Consider the following 20,369-nt stretch of genomic DNA (forward strand, 5'->3'; position numbering starts at 1 on the left):
CAGTGAGGTTACTCAGCCGCGTGTTGCCTAGCCAGCTGTGCGGCGAATTCACAAAGTGTTTTCAACGCGCTTGCGAATCTTTCATCATCCACGGTCATGGCAACCCGAATATGGCCTGCGGCTGCGTTACCGAAGCTTTCTCCGGGCATAACGGCAATTGCATGTGTATCCAGCAGGGCATTAGCAAAGCCTTCACCTGACAGCCCGGTCGCGCGGATATCCAGCATCAGATACATTGCGCCCTGCGCGGGCACGAGGCCTATGGTATTTTGCGCCGCCAGTATTTCCATTGCCATTGAACGGCGGCGGCGGAATGGGGCGGCAATCTTCTCTTCCAGATCGGCCCCTGAGGTCAGCGCAAAGCTGGAGGCATCCTGAACAAATCCGGGCACGCCGTAGGTCGTGTGGGTGGCCAGGTTTATGAGATGGTTGATGACCTCTTCGGGGCCGACGATCCAACCACAGCGCGATCCCGTCATGGCATGGGATTTGGACATTGACCCAATCACCAGCGTCCGCTCTGCCATATCGGGCAATGTACGCGGTGACAGGTGTGCGCCGTCCCAGACTTGCGTGTCATAGACTTCATCCGAGATCAGCCACAGGTCGTGCCGCTGGCAAACTTCGGCTACTGCTTCAAGCGATGGGCGGGAATAGACCGCGCCGGTCGGATTGTTTGGCGTGTTGATCAACAGTGAAACCGCATCAGCGGCTGCCGCATCGATCCACTCTGATTTGGGCTGAAAGGCGTCTTCTGCTGTGGTCTGAACCGCGCGGGCAATAGCACCCACGCCTCGAATCGTTCCGGGATAGGTGGCGTAAAACGGGTCAAGGTACAGGCCCACATCGCCGGGATCACACACGGCCATATGGGCCGCGAACAGGGCGGCTTGCCCGCCGGGCGTGATCAGAACGTTGTTACGGGTGGTCGGAACACCTGTGCGCATCTGAACCCGCGCGGCAACCGTATCACGCAGCAGATCTGTGCCGGGCACCATCGCGTAGCCGGTGTGACCATTGCGGGCCGACAAATCCATCGCCTGTAGAATCGCCGGGTCAGTGCGGATGTCATGCTCGCCGATTGTCAGTTCGGTGACGGCATGTCCTTCGCGTAACATGCGGCGGGCACGGTAAAACACCTCCCAACCGTCGCTGCCACCGCCGGTGATCTGGGTGATGCGTTCAGACAGATTCATGACAGCGCCTCTGAGTTGCTTTGCGCTGAATGGGACAGAGCGATGGTCGTTTGTCAATCAGCTTCGCGGCGGCAATGTCGCTTGGAGCTTTTTTGTCAGCGACGCGCGCACGAGGTCATAAGAAACCGTCAAACGATGTCGCAATTCCTCGGTCTCTGCGTCAAACGGTAGACGCACCCAACTGCGGTGGAAATAGGGGGCTTTCACGGCAACACCGGCATCAATCACCATCTGAGCCGTTTCCACGTCGGGCGTTTTAACGGAAACGCCGTCATTTGCCGTGCCGATACAGGCGAACATCTTGCCGCCGACTTTCCAGGCGTCATGCCCGCCACCCCAGGGATCTGAAAGCTCGGCACCCGGAAACTCGTTGCAGATGGAGTTGATGAAGTCTCGGTCCATGACGGGCACTCTGCCGGAGCGGGCGAATAAACTCAACGCTTGGCTTGAGGGTGATCCCGTGCTAACCGATGGGCATGAACCCGGTGACCTGCATCATTATCTGCTGCATTACCTGCTGATTTATCAAGCGGGCCGGTTTCTTTCGTTTTCATCCCTGAGACAAGTTGCTAAGCCCGCGCCAACGCGCAAGCCTTTGCTGTTTCTTAGGAGCCAGACCGATGACGACGATCAAGCTGCACAACACGCGGACGCGGACGAAGCAAGACTTCGTGCCGATCGACCCTGAAAATGTGCGGATGTATGTCTGTGGTCCAACGGTCTATGATCGCGCGCATCTGGGCAATGCGCGACCGGTGGTGGTGTTCGACGTGCTCTATCGTCTGCTCCGCCATGTTTACGGCGCGGATCATGTGACCTACGTCCGCAACTTCACCGACGTGGATGACAAGATCAACGCCACCGCGCTGGCGCGTAAGCAAGCGGGTGCGGACGGATCGTTGGAGCAGCTGGTGCAGGAACGATCAGACGAGACAATCGGTTGGTATCTGCACGATATGGGGGCCCTGGGAACGCTTGAGCCCAACAAGATGCCGCGGGCAACCCAGTATATCGACCAGATGATAATGATGATCGAGGGCCTGATCGCCGAGGGCCACGCCTATGCCGCCGAGGGCCATGCCCTGTTTGCTGTCGACAGCTGGAAAGAAGGTTACGGCAAGCTGTCAGGCCGCTCGGTCGATGACATGATCGCGGGCGCGAGGGTTGAGGTTGCGCCTTACAAAAAGAACCCGATGGATTTTGTACTTTGGAAGCCCTCGACCGATGAGCTTCCGGGGTGGGATAGCCCTTGGGGGCGGGGGCGTCCGGGCTGGCATATTGAATGCTCGGCCATGTCCTATGAATTGCTGGGTGAGAGCTTTGACATTCACGGTGGCGGCAACGATCTGATGTTCCCGCATCATGAGAACGAGATCGCTCAAAGCTGCTGCGCGCACCCGGAAGGTGAGTTCGCACGGTACTGGCTGCACAACGAGATGTTGCAGGTCGAAGGCAAGAAGATGTCCAAGTCGCTGGGCAACTTCTTCACTGTGCATGATCTTTTGGAGCAGGGGGTGCCGGGCGAGGTGATCCGGTTCGTGTTCCTGCAAACCCATTATCGCAAGCCGATGGACTGGACCGAGAAAAAGGCGCGTGAGGCCGAAGCGACGCTGCGCAAGTGGCGGGCGCTGACAGCGGGCGTCGAGCCCGCCGCCAGCGCGGCACCTGAGGTGATCGCGGCGCTGAGTGATGATCTGAACACAGCAGGTGCCATGACAGAACTGTACCGTCTTGCGTCAGATGGTGACGCTGCGGGTCTGTTGGCGAGCGCGCAATTGCTGGGTTTGCTGTTGCCTGAGATGGGCGCTTGGGCCGACACGGCGTCGGTGGACCTGACCGCCCATGCGGATCGTCTGGCGAATGCGCGGGCTTCTGCCATGCAAAACAAAGACTTCTCAGAGGTTGATCGCCTCAAGGCAGCCTATGTGGCAGCAGGTCTTGAAGTCCGGATGAGCAAGGAAGGCGTTGAACTGGTGCCTGGCGCCGGATTTGATGCTGCCAAGCTGGAGGAGGTCTGATGACCAAAGAGCGCCTCTACCTTTACGATACGACACTTCGCGACGGACAACAGACGCAGGGCGTGCAATTCTCAACCGCCGAAAAAGTGCAGATCACGCAGGCGTTGGACGCTTTGGGTGTGGATTACATCGAAGGCGGCTGGCCCGGTGCCAACCCGACCGACAGCGCGTTTTTCGAGGCTGCGCCAAAGACCTCGGCCCGCTTGACGGCGTTTGGCATGACCAAGAGGTCAGGACGCTCGGCCGAGAATGACGATGTTCTGGCCGCCGTGATGAATGCTGGCACGCAGGCCGTCTGTCTGGTTGGCAAGTCGCATGAGTACCATGTGACCCATGCGCTTGGCATTTCGCTCGAGGAGAACACCGAAAACGTTCGCGCCTCGGTCGCGCATATCGTGGCGCAGGGGCGCGAGGCGCTGTTTGATGCTGAGCATTTTTTTGACGGCTATAAGGATAACCCGGATTACGCCATCGAGGTCTGCCGCGCAGCGCTTGAGGCTGGCGCGCGGTGGGTTGTGCTGTGCGATACCAATGGCGGGGCATTGCCGTCCGAGGTCGGACGGATCGTGTCAGACGTGATCGCAGCCGGGTTGCCCGGTGAACGGTTGGGCATTCACACCCACAACGACACCGAAAATGCGGTGGCCTGTTCGCTGGCCGCGGTGGAAGCAGGTGCGCGGCAGATTCAAGGCACTTTGAATGGTCTGGGTGAACGATGCGGCAATGCGAACCTAACCGCGTTGATTCCCACGCTGCTGCTGAAAGAACCCTATGCCTCGCAGTTTGAAACCGGTGTAAGTCTGGACGCACTGGCGGGGCTGACCCGTATCAGCCGGATGCTGGATGACGTTCTGAACCGGGTGCCCAGCAAACAGGCGGCGTATGTGGGGGCCTCGGCCTTCGCGCATAAGGCCGGGCTGCATGCGAGTGCGATCCTGAAGGACCCATCGACATACGAGCATGTGGATCCTGCGAGCATAGGCAATGAGCGTATCATTCCGATGTCGAACCAGGCGGGGCAGTCGAACCTGCGAAAACGGCTGACCGAAGCTGGGTTGAGCGTTGAAGCGGGTGATCCCGCGCTTGGGCGCATTCTGGATCGGATCAAGGTTCGCGAAGCCGATGGGTATTCCTATGACACCGCGCAGGCCAGTTTCGAACTGTTGGCACGGGACGAACTGGGGCAGTTGCCTGAGTTCTTCGAGGTCAAGCGTTACAAAGTCACCGTTGAGCGGCGGAAAAACAAATATAACAAGATGGTCAGCCTGTCCGAGGCCGTCGTCGTTGTGAAAGTGGATGGTGAAAAGAAACTCTCCGTCAGCGAATCCATGGATGAATCTGGCAGCGATCGGGGGCCAGTGAACGCTTTGGCCAAAGCCTTGGCCAAAGATCTGGGTCAGTATTCGCAGATTTTGTCGGATATGCGCCTTGTCGACTTCAAGGTTCGGATCACGCAGGGTGGGACCGAGGCGGTTACGCGCGTCATCATTGACAGCGAAGACGGGCAGGGGCGGCGATGGTCGACTGTAGGCGTCAGCGCGAACATAGTGGATGCGTCGTTCGAAGCTCTTTTGGATGCCATTCAGTGGAAGCTGGTGCGCGATTGCGATCCCCAAAAGGCAGCGGCTGAGTGAGCGTGGTCTTTGACGATGATGTCAAAGCCTGCGCCGCGCTGGTACAGCGGGCCGATCCCGACCGTTTCCGTGCCGCAATGGCAGCCCCGGTTGCGGCCCGCGCCGTTCTGTTTCCGATTTACGCTCTGAACGTCGAAGTTGCGCGTGCACCTTGGGTGACACAGGAACCAATGATTGCCGAGATGCGGCTGCAATGGTGGCGCGATGCACTTCAGGAAATTGCTGAAGGAACCACTGTGCGTCGGCATGAAGTGGTGACACCTCTTTCCAGAGTTCTGTCGCCCCATTTGGCGGGTGTTTTGGATGAATATGTCGCTGTAAGGCGTTGGGATATATATCGAGATCCGTTTGAGGATCAGGAACATTTCGACGCTTATATCAATCATAGCGCCGGGTCCCTGTTCGTGGCGTCCGCACAGGCGCTGGGTGTGGCGGACGAGGATGTACTGCGCGAATTTGGTTATGCAGCCGGGGTGGCAAATTGGCTTCGCGCCATCCCTGAGCTGGAAAACAGGGGGCGGATTCCTCTGTTGGATGGCACTCCGGAAGGCGTGCGTACCCTTGCCCAATCTGCGTTGGAGCGGTTGAGTAGGGCCAGAGCAAACCGGGCGGCAGTTTCTGTCGAAGCCCGTCCTGCGCTGTCTGCCGGGTGGCTTGCGGAATGGACGTTGAAACAGGCTGTTGCACGGCCTGAACGCGTTGCTTCTGGCACTTTGATACCGGGGGAAATGCGGCAGCGGTTGTCCTTGATGTGGACCGTGGGCAGCGGGCGCTGGTGATCAGGCCCGTTCCGGATCGGCAGGACGCAGAACCAGCCACAGCAAGGCTCCGCCTGCCAGCGTCAGCAACGGAATCATTGCAAGGTTTACGGCCGTCCAGCCCTCGATCGCGGACCCGCCCGAGCAGTTCATCAACCCGCCCGAAGCCAGCGAGGCCAGCGTTACACCGCCAAACACCAACAAGTCGTTCAGGCCCTGCATCCGGCCGCGTTCCTGCGGGTCATGCGAGTCCGCCAGCATGGTGGTTGCGCCGATAAAGCCAAAGTTCCAACCGACGCCCAGAAGAACGAGAGCGAGGAAGAAGTTCCCAAGTTCAACGCCTTGCAAGGCGACCAGACCCGCTGCGGCAAGGATTGCGAGGCCCAATGCCACGATCTTTTCAACCCCGAACCGGGCGATCAAATGACCGGTAAAAAAGCTAGGCACGTACATGGCCAGAACATGACTGGTAACGATGTCAGCGGCGTCATTGGCAGAGAACCCGCATCCAACAACCGCCAATGGCGTCGAGGTCATAACGAGGTTCATCAGGGCATAGGACACCATGGCACAGATAATCGCCACAGCGATGCGAGGCGTTTTCAGCAATTCGAGCCGCGATCTCCCTTTGGGTTCACTCGCCGTAGGTTTCGCTGGCGTGGGAATGTCGAGAAAGAAAAACAAGGCCGAGCCCAGGACATTGATTCCGATAACCGCCAGATATGTACCCAGAAATGGAATGACGTAGGATTCTGAGGTCAGTTTCACGATCTGAGGGCCAATGATGGCCGCTGCCAAGCCTCCGGCCATGACATAAGAGATCGCCTTGGGTCGGAATTCATCCGAAGCGGTATCCGCCGCAGCAAACCGGTAGAACCCGTGGGCGCTCATATAGATACCGGTCAGCAGACTGCCGATAAGGAAGACGGGGAAAGACCCAAGGAAAAGGCCGTAGGCTCCGACCAGTCCGCCCAATGCGCCGGCTGTTGCCCCGACAAGAAACCCTACGCGACGCCCCCATTTTTGCATGATGGCCGAAATCGGCGTGGCTGCCAGCATTGACCCCAGAACGATCAGCGAAATGGGCAGTGTTGCAAGGCAGGGGTTTGTGGCCAACGATTGACCGGCCAGCCCTCCGACGATGAACATCATGGGCATCTGAGCGCCCAGAATAGCCTGCGCAGCCACCAGGACGGCCACGTTACGTTTGGCCTGACGGTCATCGGGAAGGGTTGAGGTCATGGTCATGAGCGAATGGTTATCGGCTAAGCCATTGGGGCACAAGCAGCTTGCATCTGCGTCACATGCGCCTAACTTGCGCTTAAACGCCGAGCAGGGAGGCCGCATGTCCGTTGGCCGCATTATCGAAACGCCCGATTGCGTGGCCGAAGGGGCCGAGTGGCTGGCCGAAGCCTGCCCGCGCATGGCTTATGCAATGGAACAGACCGGCCCTTTGCCACTACGCCGCCGCCCGGATGGCTTTGCGCAGTTACTTAGCGCAATTGTCAGTCAGCAGGTAAGTGTCGCTTCGGCCAATGCAATCTGGAAGCGGTTGCAAGAGGCCAAACTGACCGGTCCGCGCAAAATCATGTGGGCCACGGATGACGATCTGCGTGCGGTGGGCCTGAGCCGTCAGAAGATTCGATACGCACGGGCTTTGGCGGATGCTCGTATAGATTACAAAGCCTTACGTGGCGCAGCTGATGCTGATGTCGTGGCAACTTTAACGCAGGTTCCGGGCATCGGTGTCTGGACGGCGGAAATTTACGCCATGTTCTCGCTGGGGCGCGCTGACGTCATTGCACCGGGCGATCTAGCGCTGCAAGAGGCCGCACGCATCCTCTATGATTTGCCCGAACGCCCAACAGATAAAGAACTGCGAAAAATGGCCGAGGCTTGGTCGCCCTGGCGCTCGGTTGCGGCGCGGGTGCTCTGGGCCTATTACCGGGTTGCAAAGCAAAGAGAAGGGATCAGATGACACGGGTTTTGAATGCGCTCCGGAAAGAGCCTGTTTCGGGCGACACGCGCTCGGTTGTGGTGTTCGTGCATGGCTATGGCGCAAATGGCGCCGACTTGCTGGGGCTGGCGGATCCCTTGGGCGAGCATCTGCCAGACACGTTGTTTGTGGCCCCGGATGCGCCCGAGCAGATCCCTGGAATGCCCAATGGATTTCAATGGTTTCCGATCCCGTGGATCGACGGCTCGTCCGAGGAAGAGGCGCGCCGGGGCATGGAAATGGCGGTCGAAGACTTCAACGCCTTTCTGGACGCGCTGATGGTGGACGAAGACGTGCTGCCCGAACAGGTTGTGCTGTTCGGCTTCAGCCAGGGCACGATGATGAGCCTGCACGTCGCCCCGCGCCGAGAGGACCCTGTGGCCGGGATCGTCGCCTTTTCTGGCCGGTTGCTGGAACCAGATCTTCTGCCCGACGAAACTGTCAGCCGGATGCCGATCTTGCTGGTGCATGGGGATGCCGATGACGTTGTGCCGCCGCAATCACTCCCCGAGGCTGCCGAAGCGTTGCAGGCTGCAGAATTCAAAGAGGTCTATGCCCATGTCATGAAAGGCACCGGCCATGGCATCGCACCAGATGGGCTGAGCGTTGCGCTGGCCTTCATGCGTGACAAGCTGAGCCTTTAGCCTTTGAAATCCGATAAGCGGAACGCCCATGCGTTCCGCTCCAGATCAAGTCCAAAGGTGCGCTTCGGCGAACTCGACCGAGTTTCCGGCCGGGTCGCGCACATATAAAGATCGTGCTCCGCCGGGCCAGTCAAACTCGGCATCAACGGGGATGTTCCAATCCAGCAGATGTTTGCGCATCGCTGCGATTTCATCCCGTGACAGCACAAGGCACACATGCCCGGGACCACGCGCACCGTGGGGTGGCACTGGCATATCCGGGTTGAGCGGAGGTTGTTCGGTCTGTTCAGGATTGAAGACCAGCAGAACCGATGCGCCGATGCGAAAGAAAACATGGAGATTTTCGACACGCTGAATGCGCTCAAGCCCCAGAACCTCACCATAAAACTGTTCTGCCGCATCCAGATCGTCGGCATAGAGCGACGCCTCCAGAATGGCCGAAGGGGCCGGGATGTCTGGTGTGAGTTTCATACCCCAAGCCTAGCAGATCAGGGCAGGTTGTGTCACCGGCGCGGGCGTCGGTCGCGTTTGCGCTGCGGGGTGGTGTTCAGCGTGGGCATCGGCAGGCTGTCCCATTGACCGGGGCCCAGATCGTCCAGGGTCCAGTCTCCGATCCGGTACCGGATCAGGCGCAAGGTCGGCAGGTCCACCGCCGCCGTCATGCGCCGTACTTGCCGGTTCTTGCCCTCTCGAATGGTCAGCTCGATCCAACTGTCGGGAACTGTCTTGCGTTCGCGGATTGGTGGGGTTCTGGGCCAGAGCGCGTTGGGTTCGTCGATCTGGCGCGCCTTGGCGGGACGGGTTAGACCATCCTTCAGTTCGACCCCGTTACACAGAGCTTTCAAGGCTGACTCATCGGGGATGCCTTCGACCTGAACCCAATAGGTCTTGGCCATCTTGTGTTTCGGATCTGAAATCTGCGCCTGCAGCTTTCCGTGATCTGTCAGCAGCATCAAACCTTCGCTGTCCCGGTCCAGCCGACCGGCGGGATAGACGCCGGGCAGGTCGATGAAATCGGACAATGTGCTGCGCGGACTGTCCGCGTTGGCGCGGTCGGTGAACTGCGGCAGCACGTCATACGGTTTGTTGAATCGAATGAACCAGGACATGACCCGCGCATAGCCCGAAGGACAGGCCCGGTGCAAGCTGTGGATAACTGTCATGCGCTTGTTACGGATTCGGCTTACCCAGTCTGCGACATATTGTGGAAACTCAGGGCTTGTCAGAGTTTTAACACGATATATAGTTATCTTAAGGCCGGGGCGGGTGCTCCCCGCTCTGGTGTCACAAACGGGCAGCTGAGAGCGAGGAGCGATTCTGTGATGGACGGAGATTTCAGGACCGAATTTGTAAGAGAGCCGGGGACGCTCAAGCATCACCCGGCACTGGTTTTGAATGCCGATTACCGCCCCTTGTCCTACTACCCGCTGTCGCTGTGGCCCTGGCAAGAGGCGATCAAGGCCGCCTGGCTGGACAGGGTGGATATCGTGGCTGAATATGACGAGGTTGTCCGCAGCCCGAGTACTGAGATCCGAATACCCTCGGTCGTTGTTTTGAAAGACTATGTAAAACCCAGAAAGCGCGTGGCCTTCACGCGCTTTAATTTATTTCTGCGGGATGAATTCCGCTGCCAGTACTGTGGTAGCCGTGACAACCTGACCTTTGATCATGTGGTGCCACGCGCCGCGGGCGGCGTGACCAGTTGGCAAAACGTCGTGGCAGCGTGCAGCCCCTGCAACCTGCGTAAAGGTTCGAAATCGCTGCGTCAGGCGGGCATGAGCCTGCGCAAGCCGCCACGTCAACCCGACGCCGAGGCGTTGCGCAATATCGGCCGGAAATTCCCGCCCAACCACCTGCATGAAAGCTGGATCGATTTTCTATACTGGGATGCAGAACTGGACGAGTTTTAAACGGGACGCGACCGCCACGCCGCCAGCCAGATCACTACCAGCACAGCCGAGGCAATGGCGTTCCATCCTGCCATTGAGATGCTGAACAATTCCCAAGGGATTTCATCGCATCTGACCAGTGGTGCATTCATGATCTGATCGAACAGATCATCGTTGCTCAGCCCGCTGATATCACCAGAGGTGCAGGTGCTGGGACCTTCCCACCATCCCTGCTCAACACCGGCATGAAAAAAGCCGATGGCCGAGGTGACGGCCGCCGCCGCCGCGCCCAGCAGGGGCAGGACGCTCAATCTTGGCAACGCCAGCGCCACCACGCCAATCGCGATAGCAACTGCATGCGGGTAACGCTGCCAGATGCACATCTTGCACGGTGCAAGCCCGGCCAGATGCTGAAAGCCAAAAGCGGCCAGTAGAAGGGCCAGGGACCCAAGACTTGCCAGAGCGACAAGTTGCGAACGTCTCGTCATAAGTATTTCACCACCAGAAATCCGCCAAACAGGAGGATGATGAACAGAGTAAACATAAGCCCAAGGCGTTTTTCGATGAACTCGCGGATCGGCTCACCGAAGCCCCAGAGCAAGCCCGCGACAAGAAAAAACCTCAACGCGCGCGCCAAGATCGACGTAGCGATGAAGGTTCCAAGGGGCATTCCGGTCCAGCCGGACATGATGGTGATGACTTTGTAGGGGAAGGGCGTCACGCCGGCGGCCAACACGGCCCAGAACCCGAAATCGTTGAAACGGGTGTTGAATTCTTCCATCGCATGAGCCTTGCCCATGGATTCCAGAATAGGCTGACCGATGCTTTCATAGAAAAACGCACCAATCGCATAGCCTAGCATCCCGCCCAGAACCGAAGCCACCAGAGCAACGGTCGCGATCAGCCAGGCACGCGACGGACGGGCCAGAATCATCGGTATCATCAGAACATCGGGCGGGATCGGAAAGAATGAGCTTTCGATGAAGGCGACAATGGCCAGCGCCCACAGCGCATGAGGATGTTCGGCCAGACGAATGGTCCAGTCATAAAGCGATCGCAACATAAAGCACTCAAATCCCGTTCTCGGTCTAGAGCCAAGCCAAACCATGCACCTGGCAAACCGTCAACCGTCGTGTTGGAAACAAATGGATTATTGGATGGTTTTTGCCTCTGGACCTTCCCTCGGATGGGCGCTAATCCAGTGTCCGTGGCCCAAGTGGCGGAATGGTAGACGCAGGGGATTCAAAATCCCCCGGTAGTGATACCGTGCCGGTTCGAGTCCGGCCTTGGGTACCAAAGTAAAAACAGGGGGTTAGGGGAACCTGCCGCCTGTTTTTTCTTTTCAGGGTTTTCGATTGGTCACAGTTCTTACTCGCAATTTCACGTTCTGTTCTCAGGTCAGATTCGACGCTTCTGCGCGGCTTTGGATAGCCTGCGACGATCAGCCTTGCGCCGATAGTACGCACCATTTCTGCGCCCTGGTTCGTCACTGTCTGAATTTCTGCGTCAGAGAAATGGGTATTCCCGGCGTCTGGTGTCAGGTCACTGAGCGTCGAATGAAGTTAAGTTTCAGGTGAGGCGCGTCCCAAGTAAATCCGAACGGTTCCTTGTCAACTGATGGGGAAAGTTCGGAATTAATGCTCATATATGCGAATTGACGTAGGTCAGCCCGGCGCTGGCCTTGACATTGTGAGTATCTGAATGAAACCTCACAAGGGTTGGGAGAAATTGGAAAATTCAAAGAGTTGATGCCGTTGCGACGCGGGCCGGTTTGTATTATCGGCGCGCTTCCCTGAGCAAGGCGATCAATTCTGATTTCCAACTGCCAGATAAAAAAGTGGGAGATAACATATGAAAAACAGCAGCAAATTGAGCGTCGGTGCGTTCGTCACGGCGGCCTTGATGGCCCCGGCGGCCTATGCCGAAGAGTTCATTACTATCGGTACCGGCGGCGTGACCGGCGTCTACTATCCGACAGGTGGTGCGATCTGCCGTCTGGTGAACAAAGGTCGCAAAGAGCACGGCGTGCGCTGCTCGGTCGAATCGACCGGTGGTTCGGTCTACAACATCAACACCATCCGCGAAGGCGAGCTGGAATTCGGCGTTGCCCAATCCGACTGGCAGTACCATGCATATAACGGCAGCTCGAAATTCGAAGAAGCTGGCCCCTTCGAAAACCTGCGCGCGGTCTTCTCGGTACACCCCGAGCCGTTCACCGTTGTTGCGCGTGCGGATGCCGGCATCACCAACTTTGAGGACCTGAAGGGCAAGCGCGTCAATATCGGTAACCCCGGTTCCGGTCAGCGCGGCACCATGGAGGTTCTGCTGGGCGAAATGGGCTGGACCACAGACGATTTCGAACTGGCGACCGAACTGAAGGCGGCTGAACAGTCGGCGGCCCTGTGCGACAACCAGATCGATGCGATGGTCTACACCGTCGGTCACCCGTCGGGTTCGATTCAGGAAGCCACCACCGCCTGTGACTCGGTTCTGGTGAATGTCAGCGGCGACGCGGTTGATAAGCTGGTGGGTGACAACTCGTTCTACCGTACTGCAACGATCCCCGGTGGCATGTATCGCGGGTCTGATGGCGACACTGCAACGTTCGGTGTGGGTGCAACCTTCGTGACTTCGGCTGATGTGTCGGAAGATGCGGTTTATGCGGTTGTCAGCTCGGTCTTCGAAAACTTCGATGACTTCAAAAAGCTGCACCCGGCATTCGCCAACCTCAAGCCGGAAGAGATGATTGCGGACGGCCTGTCTGCTCCGCTGCATCCGGGCGCCGAGAAGTACTACAAAGAAAAAGGCTGGGTTCAGTAAGCCAGACCTGAAGCAGGGTGCCCACGGGCGCCCTGCACAAAACCCGTATAAAACGGGGTTACAGAAGGCCAAAAATGGCCGCGACGGGGAGACATTTCATGAATTCCGACACTCAATCCAACCGCCCACTATCCGAAGAAGAGCTTCAGGATCTGGTCGCATCATCCGATGCAGGTGGGCGCAATCCGGTCGGTAACGTCGGGATTTTCCTGGCCGTTGTCGCGGCGATCTGGTCAATTTTCCAAGTGGTTCTGGCCTCGCCGCTGGCGAACTATGTGCTGCCCGGAAGTGTTGTGAACAATGCGCGGCAGTTCCATCTGGCCTTCGCTTTGTTTCTGGCCTTTGCAGCTTATCCCGCACTGAAGTCCAGCCCGCGTGGTTACATTCCCATTCAGGATTGGATCATGGGTTTGGTAGGCGCGTTCGTCGCGCTTTACGGCTATTTCTTCTACGACAAAATCGTCAATGCAGGTGGATTGGCCGATGATACGGACAAATGGGTCGCCTTGCTTGGGTTGCTCTTGCTGTTCGAGGCCGCGCGTCGTGCGCTCGGCCCGGCAATGGCAATCATTGCGACCATATTCCTGGCTTATGTTTTCTTTGGTTCGTCCGAATGGGTGCCTGAGGTTATCCGCTGGAAAGGGGCCAGCCTGAAAAAGGCGATGAGCCATATGTGGATCACGTCCGAGGGCGTGTTTGGCATCGCTTTGGGCGTCTCCACCAAGTTTGTGTTCCTGTTCGTTCTGTTCGGCGCGTTGTTAGATAAGGCCGGGGCAGGGAACTACTTCATCAAAATGGCGTTCGGCGCGTTGGGTCATCTGCGTGGCGGTCCGGCCAAAGCGGCCGTAGTGGGCTCGGCTGCGACTGGCCTGATCTCAGGCTCGTCCATCGCCAACGTTGTGACCACAGGAACGTTCACCATCCCGCTGATGAAACGTGTTGGTTTCAGTAGCGAACAGGCGGGTTCGGTGGAGGTCGCCTCGTCCGTCAACGGCCAGATTATGCCGCCAGTCATGGGCGCTGCAGCCTTCCTGATGGTTGAATATGTCGGCATTTCTTATGTCGAGGTGATCACCCATGCCTTCTTGCCCGCCGCGATCTCTTACATCGCGCTGGTCTATATTGTTCACCTTGAAGCCGTGAAGCGGAACATGCCCACACTGGGTGACCGTGACGTCCATCTGGCGCGGACCGTTGTCGGGATGCTGTCCTTCTTCCTGGTGTTTGCAGGGCTTTGCTATGGCTCACAGTTCCCGGTCGATGCCGTAACCGCATGGGTTCCAACCGCTGCGGGTTTGGTTCTGAGCCTGATTGTCTGTGCGGTTTACATCGTGCTGCTCTATCTGGCTGCCCAGGTGCCGGATCTTGAGCCGGACGATCCCAACGCCAAGGAAGTCACGCTGCCGGTTATCGCTGATATCTACAAGGCGGGGCTGCATTATCTGTTGCCGATCATCGTGCTGGTCTACTTCCTGATGATCGAGCAGAAGTCGCCGGGTCTGTCGGCCTTCTGGGCCACGGCACTGCTGTTCGTGATCCTTCTGACCCAGAAACCGCTGAAAGCGATCTTCCGGGGTGAAAGCGAGGTCTACAACCGCTTTATCGATGGCGTTGCAGACCTGTGGCAGGGCCTGATCGACGGTGCGCGGAACATGATCGGTATCGCTCTGGCGACCGCGACGGCGGGTGTGATCGTCGGTACTGTGACCCTGACAGGTGTGGGGCAGGTCATGGCCGATCTGGTCGAGTTCCTGTCGGGCGGCAATCTGATCCTGATGTTGATCATGGTCGGTATCCTCAGCCTGATCCTTGGTATGGGTCTGCCGACCACGGCAAACTATATCGTGGTCAGTTCGCTGATGGCCGGTGTGGTTGTCGAACTGGGCGCGCAAAGCGGGCTGATCGTTCCGCTGATCGCGGTCCACCTGTTCGTGTTCTATTTCGGGATCATGGCCGACGTGACACCTCCGGTCGGTTTGGCCAGCTTTGCCGCTGCAGCCGTATCGGGCGGGGATGCGATCAAGACCGGCTTCACGGCGTTTTTCTACAGCCTGCGCACCGTGGCGCTGCCTTTCGTGTTCATCTTCAACACTGATCTTCTGTTGATCGATGTAACGTGGGTCGAGGGGATCATAGTTGCCATATTCGCGACCATAGCGATCCTGGTCTTCACCGCGGGCACCATGGGGTATTTCCTGACCCATAGCCGTATCTACGAAAGCATCGCGCTGATCTTCGTGGCGTTCGCCCTGTTCAGGCCGGACTTCTTTATGGATCGAATATCGCCTCCATTCCAAACCGTGGAACCGGCGGCGTTCGAAGAGACGATCGGTCAGACGCCTCCGGGAACGGAAGTGCGGTTGGTTGTGGCCGGACCTGATTTCGACACGCTCGAGATGGTGGACACAACCGTTGTCGTCACCGTGGGCGAAGAAGAAGGCGGTGCGGCTCGGGTCGAGGCAATGGGCCTATTGCTGATCCTCGAAGATGGTCTGGTCAAGCTCGAAGAGCCTCTGTTTGGCACGCCGGTGGCCGACGATCTGGGAATCTTCGACTATTACGGGGATGAGGCTGTGCGCCTGACCTCGGTCAGCCTACCGTCCAGCCAGCCACCCAAACAGTTGATTTACATCCCGGCGATGATCCTGTTGGGTCTGATCGCCTTCCTGCAACGCGGCCGGGCCGCCAGACAAGAGGTGCTCGCATGACACGTTCGGTTCTGTGCGCCATTGATATCAGCAATGGCGAGATTGATGCACCCGTCCTGCAAAAAGCAGCCGCGCTGGCGGATATGGAAGGGGCTCAGTTGGATGTCGTAACCGTGCTACCGGATTTCGGGGAAAGCTGGGTGTCGGGGTTCTTTGAATCCGATTTTCACGAAAAAGCGCTGGAAGAGGCTCAGGCCAATCTGACGGCGCTGTGCGTTTCGGCGCTGGGGGCAGAGCGGAATGAAAGCATCCGCCATGTGGTCGCGACCGGAACGGCCTATCAGGAGATCCTTAAAACCGCCGAAGGCGCCGGGTCAGATCTGATCGTGATCGGCGCGCATAAGCCGGATTTCAAGGACTACCTGCTTGGCCCGAATGCCGCGCGCGTGGTGCGGCATTCCACGGTTTCGGTTTACGTAGTGCGCTGACCTTTTGGGCGGCGCGCAGATGTTGGCTTTGCCGCGCTTGTCGGCAACGTGTGTAGGATTGGTTCAGTACCCTGTCATCTCCAGATAACCGACGCCGTCATGGCTGCCGGTTACGGTGACAGGGCCTTCCCAATATTCAAAACGGGTACCCATCCACGCCTCTGGCATTAGGGCCGACACTTCGACATCAACGTCCCGATCCGGCAATGAAACGCGCCAATGTGTTGGCACGTCTCGTCCGGCGACCTGATTGCTGCGCAGTTGGGTGAGTTGAACCGTGCCATCGGGTATGGCCTCGGTGCTCCCGTCGGAATTGATCCAGGTGGCCGAGGTGAAATCGCCTCGGGCCCCGCGCAGGCGGAAAGCCATCAACTTGTCCCCGCCTTCGAAGCTGAGCGAAAACCAATCCCAACCGCTCTGATCCCCCGCCAAGGGTTGTGAGGACCATTCACGATCCAACCATCCCTGACCGGTTACGCGCACATCTCTGGCAGGCAGATGCAGCACGCCTTCGACGGTGTAGAAGGGTTGCGAGTAATAATAACTTGCTTGCCCATCCGCCGACTTGACCGAATAGCCAGCTTTGCCGTGAAACACCAATGGTCCCTGAGCGCTTAGCGACAGACCATAACCAAATTCTTCACCGTTGGCTGTCAGGGTCAGTGCGTCCAAATCCGGACCCGCCATGCGCCATTCATCGATCCAGGCCTCGAACGGTTGCGCCGTAACTCCTGCCTGACCGATGCCACCACGCGACAAACGTTCAGAGAAGAAGTGGGCTTCGGGCGTCGTGACTGCGGCATGGCCCATCCAGATTTTTGGGCTTTGCCATCCGTCTGCCTCGAATGGTTTCAAGGCAGACCGAAACAGAGTCCATTGAATGCCATAGTCACGCCCGTCTTCGCCCTTGAGGTTGGCAGTCAGATACCACCATTCGATCCGGTAGGCCGGGTGCGGCCCGTGGTCTTTGGGAAAGTCGAAAACGTATCCGGGCTTGGGCACATCGAACCCTTCAGCCGACCCGCCAAGCCCCGCATAGCCTTGCGCCCACAGAGGCAGCGGGCAAAGCGTTAAAAGGCAGAGCAGCAGGGTTTTAACGTTCATTGGCGAACACTTTCAGCAAATCAGCAGGTGGAACGCGCAGCATGCGCAGCGCGGGCAGGGCGGCGGCAACAAAGGCGGCCAGTAGGGTTAGCAAGAACAGCCATAGCCAATCCCACGGGAAGACGAACATCGGCAGCCGCCAGCCAAAGGCCTGAACGTTGATCACGGCCAACAGAACCCACGCCAGAATTAGCCCAAGGGGCAATGCCAGACAGGCAGTCAGCGCCGCCAGTAGCACACTGCGCAACACCTCTAGCCGCGCCAGTTGAGCCCGGTTCAAACCTAGCGCCCAGACCGGTGCGATTTGGGGCAAGCGCTGAGTCCACAGAGTGAGTAGGCTGGTGAGAATAGCAAAACCGGCCACGCCGAGCGTCAAGACGTTCAAAGCCGAGGTTACGACAAAGGTCTTTTCGAAGATTGCCAGTGATTGCGCCTTCATTGCAGCTTGTTGCACCACTGCGCGCGGCGGAAGGTCAAATCGATCCCGCAGGGTTTGCGCCATCTCGGTCGCGTCTTTGGCGGGCATGCGAATGCCGAAACGCCGCGTCTCAGCCCCCGGCGCGATTTGGTCCAATTGTGCCATCGATACGATGGCTTGCCCGGTGGGGTTGCCATAGTCCGAGTAGACCCCTGCGATCTGCAGAGTGTCGTCAGGCGAAAATGTCAGGTCGTCCCCGGGCCAAAGATTGGCGCGCCGGGCCAGCTGTTCGTTGATCAAAACCGCGTCTCCGGCCATGACATCGTCCCATACGGTGGGCGTTGCCGCGATCAAGGGCCAGTGCTGCCGATAGACCGGATCATCCACGACCCCGTACAAGAACAAAGGGCCCGTTTCATGCGATAGTTCCACATTGCGGATCGGCAGGATGGCGTCGACTTGTGGGTGCAGCCAGTTGGTGATCTCACGTCCTTGCTCCTCACTTTGCGCAGTCAGATAGAGTTCCGAGGTCAGGCGCTGGTCGAGCCAACCGACAAAGGTTAGCCGAAAGCTGGAAACCATTGTTCCCACACCAATATTCGCCGCAAGCGCCAACAACAGGGCCATCAGTGCAAGCGACAACCCGGGCAACTGCGCCCGCATATCTGCCCAGACCCACTGCGCCACTGGTCCACCCGCCAAGCGTGCACATGCAGACAACGCGATGGTCAAAAGCGACGGCAACAACAGCGCAGCACCTGTCAGCAGGCCGGCCAACAGAACGAAGCCGGCAACCAGCCCGCCGACACTTAGGTAAGTGAGGGTTCCGCCGATGATCAAGGCAAGGCCAATCATCCCGGCCAGATGGCGAGTGCGCGTGTTGCCCCGCCATGCCTGCACACCGGGGCCAGCCAGCAAGGGCATACGCGACAAACGCCACAACGCGTGCCCGCTGGCCACCAAAGTACCAAAGATGGCCATGGCGATCCCGGCCAGAGCCCATTGCGGTTGCAGCGTTAATTCTCCGGTTACTGGCGCGTCATAGAGGCCCCGTAACGTGGCCGCGACATCGGGCAGCAAGGCCCCGGCCAAAAAGAAGCCCAGTATCAACCCCAAGAACCCGCCGATCAGGGCCAGCAAGGTCAGTTCGGTCAGGATCAGCCAGACCAGCCGCCGCATCGAAACACCCAGCGCGCGCAAAGTGCGGATCATGCCCCGGCGTTGGGCAAAGGCCAGTCCGACCGTGCCGTTTACGATGAACAGGCCGACGGCAAAGGACAACAGACCAAAGGCCGACAGGTTCAGGTGAAAACTGTCCGTCAGCCGCGCAGTATCGATTTGGGAGGATGGGCTGACGCGTTCCAGTTCCGGAGCGATTTCGGACAAAGGCGCAAGGTCACGCGGTTGGTTCGGCAGGACAATAAGGCGCGAGATTGAACCGGGTTGGTTGAGCAGACCTTCGGCAACGCCAATATCGGTCAGGATGACATCCGATGGCAGGGCCGAGGTTGTCAGAATAGGAGGTAGGTCTTCCTGCCCGCGCAGCAGCGGTTCCAGCTCGGGCGAGATCAAAATCCGCCCCGGAGTGGTCAGCATGTCAGCAGGATCGGGCGGCGTCGCGCTTTGTTCCGCTTCGGTCACGGCGGGCAGGGCCGGGTAGGCAACCATGTCCACGCCCATCAAGCGCAAAGTGCGGCCGCCGATCCGATAGGGGCCTTCCAGCACGGCGGCCACCTGCCAGCCCGCGCGACGCAGATCGACATAACGAGAGACCGGAATCGGACCAGACGGATCGCGCAGCTCGTCAAATTGCCCTAGGGCAAGCTGAGCGTTGGCGCGGGCATAGCTGGCGCGCGCTTCGGCATTGATGGCCTGAACTGCGGACCAGAGACCGGTCGCCAACGCGATACCGATCAGAAGCGTTGCAAGTTGCAAGCGATGCGCCCGCCAATGGGAGAACAGAGCCTGAATGACGGCGCGTGTCATTGGATGCGACCACCGCTCAGCTGTACGTTCCGATCCAGACGCGCGGCGATTTGTTGGGAATGTGTGACCAGCAAAAGCGCGGCACCTGAGTCTGCTACCAATGCCAGCATGAGGTCCAGAACATTGGCGCTGGCGGTTTCGTCCAGATTGCCTGTCGGCTCATCCGCCAGCAACAGTTTCGGCCGCGCAGCCATGGCCCGGCCAATCGCAACCCTCTGCTGTTGCCCGCCGGACAGGTTCTCGGGGTAGCGATCCAACAGATCGGACAGGCCCAGCCGATTGGCCAGATGCGTGGTCCATTCGGCGTCTTCAGCATCAGCAAGGCGGGCGTGAAAAGACAGGTTTTGCGCGACGGTCAGCGATGGGATCAGATTGAATTGCTGAAACACAAGCGAAACCTGCCTGCGCCGCAATTCGGCCCGACCGGCATCGTCCAGCGGCGACAAATGTGTGCCGTTCAGCGTGATTTCGCCACCGTCAAAACTGTCGAGCGCTGCCGCCAGGTTCAGCAGAGTGCTTTTGCCGCTGCCGCTTTCCCCGGTCAGGGCCAGCGTTTGCCCGTGATCGAGGCTCAGCGATACATCGCGCAGTACGGGTCGGCCGCCGGGATAGGTTTTCTGAACACGGTCGATGGTCAACAGCATGATCTGCCCTTTTTTCTTTCAAGGATGTGCGGCGGAATTCCGAACTGTCCAGTGCAGACCTGCATCCGGTTCCATTCGCCGCAGGTTCGAGACGCATGGGCCGGGGTTGTGCCTTACATCCCGAAA

Annotated in this window: 20 protein-coding genes and 1 tRNA gene; 11 read left to right on the top strand and 10 right to left on the bottom strand. The window is 58.6% G+C overall.

Annotated features, from left to right (window positions below):
- Positions 1–8: 8 nt before the first annotated feature.
- Positions 9–1,196 (bottom strand): pyridoxal phosphate-dependent aminotransferase, encoded by a 1,188-nt coding sequence (locus tag ACR0LF_RS01890; protein ID WP_480574134.1) that lies wholly within the window; start codon positions 1,194–1,196, stop codon positions 9–11.
- Positions 1,197–1,253: 57 nt separating this feature from the next.
- Entirely contained in the window at positions 1,254–1,598 is a 345-nt protein-coding gene (locus ACR0LF_RS01895) for an MmcQ/YjbR family DNA-binding protein (protein ID WP_480574137.1), read from the bottom strand.
- Between ACR0LF_RS01895 and ACR0LF_RS01900 the strand changes: the two genes are divergently transcribed.
- From ACR0LF_RS01900 to ACR0LF_RS01915, 4 genes are read left to right on the top strand one after another with little or no spacing between them, the layout of a single operon-like run.
- The gene (locus ACR0LF_RS01900) at positions 1,597–1,884 is read left to right on the top strand and encodes a hypothetical protein (protein WP_480574140.1); all 288 of its coding nucleotides are present in this window, start codon (positions 1,597–1,599) and stop codon (positions 1,882–1,884) included. The genes ACR0LF_RS01895 and ACR0LF_RS01900 overlap by 2 nt on opposite strands.
- A complete protein-coding gene (gene cysS / locus ACR0LF_RS01905; RefSeq protein ID WP_480574142.1) occupies positions 1,817–3,214 on the top strand; it encodes a cysteine--tRNA ligase in 1,398 nt (465 codons plus the stop codon). The genes ACR0LF_RS01900 and cysS overlap by 68 nt, the downstream gene beginning before the upstream one ends.
- Complete coding sequence (gene cimA / locus ACR0LF_RS01910) at positions 3,214–4,848, top strand: citramalate synthase (protein WP_480574145.1); 1,635 nt, start codon at positions 3,214–3,216, stop codon at positions 4,846–4,848. Before cysS ends, cimA begins: the two co-directional genes overlap by 1 nt.
- Before the next feature lie 2 nt (positions 4,849–4,850).
- Entirely contained in the window at positions 4,851–5,627 is a 777-nt protein-coding gene (locus ACR0LF_RS01915) for a squalene/phytoene synthase family protein (protein WP_480576154.1), read from the top strand.
- Here the strand turns inward: ACR0LF_RS01915 and ACR0LF_RS01920 are convergent, their stop codons facing one another.
- The gene (locus ACR0LF_RS01920) at positions 5,628–6,854 is read right to left on the bottom strand and encodes an MFS transporter (RefSeq protein WP_480574148.1); all 1,227 of its coding nucleotides are present in this window, start codon (positions 6,852–6,854) and stop codon (positions 5,628–5,630) included. It lies immediately after the preceding gene.
- Positions 6,855–6,951: 97 nt separating this feature from the next.
- Here ACR0LF_RS01920 and ACR0LF_RS01925 point away from each other — a divergent pair, with 97 nt between their 5' ends.
- The gene (locus tag ACR0LF_RS01925; RefSeq protein ID WP_480574151.1) at positions 6,952–7,584 is read left to right on the top strand and encodes a DNA-3-methyladenine glycosylase family protein; all 633 of its coding nucleotides are present in this window, start codon (positions 6,952–6,954) and stop codon (positions 7,582–7,584) included.
- On the top strand, positions 7,581–8,246 hold the full coding sequence (locus ACR0LF_RS01930) for an alpha/beta hydrolase (RefSeq protein ID WP_480574154.1): 666 nt from the start codon (positions 7,581–7,583) through the stop codon (positions 8,244–8,246). The genes ACR0LF_RS01925 and ACR0LF_RS01930 overlap by 4 nt, the downstream gene beginning before the upstream one ends.
- Before the next feature lie 45 nt (positions 8,247–8,291).
- Here the strand turns inward: ACR0LF_RS01930 and ACR0LF_RS01935 are convergent, their stop codons facing one another.
- Both ACR0LF_RS01935 and ACR0LF_RS01940 read right to left on the bottom strand, forming a co-directional pair.
- Entirely contained in the window at positions 8,292–8,717 is a 426-nt protein-coding gene (locus tag ACR0LF_RS01935) for a VOC family protein (protein WP_480574157.1), read from the bottom strand.
- 32 nt (positions 8,718–8,749) lie between these two features.
- Positions 8,750–9,355, bottom strand: a complete 606-nt coding sequence (locus ACR0LF_RS01940) for an rRNA large subunit pseudouridine synthase E (RefSeq protein ID WP_480576157.1) — start codon at positions 9,353–9,355, stop codon at positions 8,750–8,752.
- 213 nt (positions 9,356–9,568) lie between these two features.
- On the opposite strand from ACR0LF_RS01940, the gene ACR0LF_RS01945 reads away from it, so the two are divergent.
- Positions 9,569–10,156: an HNH endonuclease gene (locus ACR0LF_RS01945; protein WP_480574162.1), complete on the top strand. Its 588-nt coding sequence runs from the start codon at positions 9,569–9,571 to the stop codon at positions 10,154–10,156.
- On the opposite strand, the gene ACR0LF_RS01950 is transcribed toward ACR0LF_RS01945, so the two are convergent.
- Both ACR0LF_RS01950 and ACR0LF_RS01955 read right to left on the bottom strand, forming a co-directional pair.
- The gene (locus ACR0LF_RS01950) at positions 10,153–10,623 is read right to left on the bottom strand and encodes a disulfide bond formation protein B (protein WP_480574165.1); all 471 of its coding nucleotides are present in this window, start codon (positions 10,621–10,623) and stop codon (positions 10,153–10,155) included. The two genes, ACR0LF_RS01945 and ACR0LF_RS01950, sit on opposite strands and share 4 nt — an antisense overlap.
- Positions 10,620–11,198 (bottom strand): YqaA family protein, encoded by a 579-nt coding sequence (locus tag ACR0LF_RS01955; RefSeq protein ID WP_480574168.1) that lies wholly within the window; start codon positions 11,196–11,198, stop codon positions 10,620–10,622. Before ACR0LF_RS01955 ends, ACR0LF_RS01950 begins: the two co-directional genes overlap by 4 nt.
- 147 nt (positions 11,199–11,345) lie before the next feature.
- Between ACR0LF_RS01955 and ACR0LF_RS01960 the strand changes: the two genes are divergently transcribed.
- The 4 genes from ACR0LF_RS01960 to ACR0LF_RS01975 all read left to right on the top strand — a co-directional run bounded on the left by ACR0LF_RS01960 (position 11,346) and on the right by ACR0LF_RS01975 (position 16,091).
- Positions 11,346–11,431, top strand: a tRNA-Leu gene (locus ACR0LF_RS01960).
- A 555-nt stretch (positions 11,432–11,986) separates the two neighbouring features.
- Positions 11,987–12,955, top strand: a complete 969-nt coding sequence (locus ACR0LF_RS01965; protein WP_480574171.1) for a TAXI family TRAP transporter solute-binding subunit — start codon at positions 11,987–11,989, stop codon at positions 12,953–12,955.
- Positions 12,956–13,053: 98 nt separating this feature from the next.
- Complete coding sequence (locus tag ACR0LF_RS01970; protein WP_480574174.1) at positions 13,054–15,663, top strand: TRAP transporter permease; 2,610 nt, start codon at positions 13,054–13,056, stop codon at positions 15,661–15,663.
- Positions 15,660–16,091: a universal stress protein gene (locus tag ACR0LF_RS01975; RefSeq protein WP_480574177.1), complete on the top strand. Its 432-nt coding sequence runs from the start codon at positions 15,660–15,662 to the stop codon at positions 16,089–16,091. The genes ACR0LF_RS01970 and ACR0LF_RS01975 overlap by 4 nt, the downstream gene beginning before the upstream one ends.
- A 63-nt stretch (positions 16,092–16,154) precedes the next feature.
- Here the strand turns inward: ACR0LF_RS01975 and ACR0LF_RS01980 are convergent, their stop codons facing one another.
- Genes ACR0LF_RS01980 through ACR0LF_RS01990 form a run of 3 tightly spaced genes read right to left on the bottom strand, consistent with a single transcriptional unit; the run spans position 16,155 to position 20,243 of the window.
- Positions 16,155–17,195, bottom strand: coding sequence for a lipocalin-like domain-containing protein (locus tag ACR0LF_RS01980; protein WP_480574180.1), 1,041 nt, complete (start codon positions 17,193–17,195; stop codon positions 16,155–16,157).
- Positions 17,185–19,599: an FtsX-like permease family protein gene (locus tag ACR0LF_RS01985; protein ID WP_480574183.1), complete on the bottom strand. Its 2,415-nt coding sequence runs from the start codon at positions 19,597–19,599 to the stop codon at positions 17,185–17,187. The genes ACR0LF_RS01980 and ACR0LF_RS01985 overlap by 11 nt, the downstream gene beginning before the upstream one ends.
- Positions 19,596–20,243, bottom strand: coding sequence for an ABC transporter ATP-binding protein (locus ACR0LF_RS01990; RefSeq protein WP_480574186.1), 648 nt, complete (start codon positions 20,241–20,243; stop codon positions 19,596–19,598). Before ACR0LF_RS01990 ends, ACR0LF_RS01985 begins: the two co-directional genes overlap by 4 nt.
- Between the last annotated feature and the right edge of the window lie 126 nt (positions 20,244–20,369).

Source organism: Ruegeria sp. E8 (assembly GCF_056533985.1).

What these genes read in the sequence shown, in the direction of transcription:
- ACR0LF_RS01890 (WP_480574134.1), bottom strand. Translation starts at nt 1,196, where the DNA reads ATGAATCTGTCTGAACGCATCACCCAGATCACCGGCGGTGGCAGCGAC.
- ACR0LF_RS01900 (WP_480574140.1), top strand. Translation starts at nt 1,597, where the DNA reads ATGACGGGCACTCTGCCGGAGCGGGCGAATAAACTCAACGCTTGGCTT.
- ACR0LF_RS01895 (WP_480574137.1), bottom strand. Translation starts at nt 1,598, where the DNA reads ATGGACCGAGACTTCATCAACTCCATCTGCAACGAGTTTCCGGGTGCC.
- cysS (WP_480574142.1), top strand. Translation starts at nt 1,817, where the DNA reads ATGACGACGATCAAGCTGCACAACACGCGGACGCGGACGAAGCAAGAC.
- cimA (WP_480574145.1), top strand. Translation starts at nt 3,214, where the DNA reads ATGACCAAAGAGCGCCTCTACCTTTACGATACGACACTTCGCGACGGA.
- ACR0LF_RS01920 (WP_480574148.1), bottom strand. Translation starts at nt 6,854, where the DNA reads ATGACCATGACCTCAACCCTTCCCGATGACCGTCAGGCCAAACGTAAC.
- ACR0LF_RS01925 (WP_480574151.1), top strand. Translation starts at nt 6,952, where the DNA reads ATGTCCGTTGGCCGCATTATCGAAACGCCCGATTGCGTGGCCGAAGGG.
- ACR0LF_RS01930 (WP_480574154.1), top strand. Translation starts at nt 7,581, where the DNA reads ATGACACGGGTTTTGAATGCGCTCCGGAAAGAGCCTGTTTCGGGCGAC.
- ACR0LF_RS01935 (WP_480574157.1), bottom strand. Translation starts at nt 8,717, where the DNA reads ATGAAACTCACACCAGACATCCCGGCCCCTTCGGCCATTCTGGAGGCG.
- ACR0LF_RS01940 (WP_480576157.1), bottom strand. Translation starts at nt 9,355, where the DNA reads ATGTCCTGGTTCATTCGATTCAACAAACCGTATGACGTGCTGCCGCAG.
- ACR0LF_RS01945 (WP_480574162.1), top strand. Translation starts at nt 9,569, where the DNA reads ATGGACGGAGATTTCAGGACCGAATTTGTAAGAGAGCCGGGGACGCTC.
- ACR0LF_RS01950 (WP_480574165.1), bottom strand. Translation starts at nt 10,623, where the DNA reads ATGACGAGACGTTCGCAACTTGTCGCTCTGGCAAGTCTTGGGTCCCTG.
- ACR0LF_RS01955 (WP_480574168.1), bottom strand. Translation starts at nt 11,198, where the DNA reads ATGTTGCGATCGCTTTATGACTGGACCATTCGTCTGGCCGAACATCCT.
- ACR0LF_RS01965 (WP_480574171.1), top strand. Translation starts at nt 11,987, where the DNA reads ATGAAAAACAGCAGCAAATTGAGCGTCGGTGCGTTCGTCACGGCGGCC.
- ACR0LF_RS01970 (WP_480574174.1), top strand. Translation starts at nt 13,054, where the DNA reads ATGAATTCCGACACTCAATCCAACCGCCCACTATCCGAAGAAGAGCTT.
- ACR0LF_RS01975 (WP_480574177.1), top strand. Translation starts at nt 15,660, where the DNA reads ATGACACGTTCGGTTCTGTGCGCCATTGATATCAGCAATGGCGAGATT.
- ACR0LF_RS01980 (WP_480574180.1), bottom strand. Translation starts at nt 17,195, where the DNA reads ATGAACGTTAAAACCCTGCTGCTCTGCCTTTTAACGCTTTGCCCGCTG.
- ACR0LF_RS01985 (WP_480574183.1), bottom strand. Translation starts at nt 19,599, where the DNA reads ATGACACGCGCCGTCATTCAGGCTCTGTTCTCCCATTGGCGGGCGCAT.
- ACR0LF_RS01990 (WP_480574186.1), bottom strand. Translation starts at nt 20,243, where the DNA reads ATGCTGTTGACCATCGACCGTGTTCAGAAAACCTATCCCGGCGGCCGA.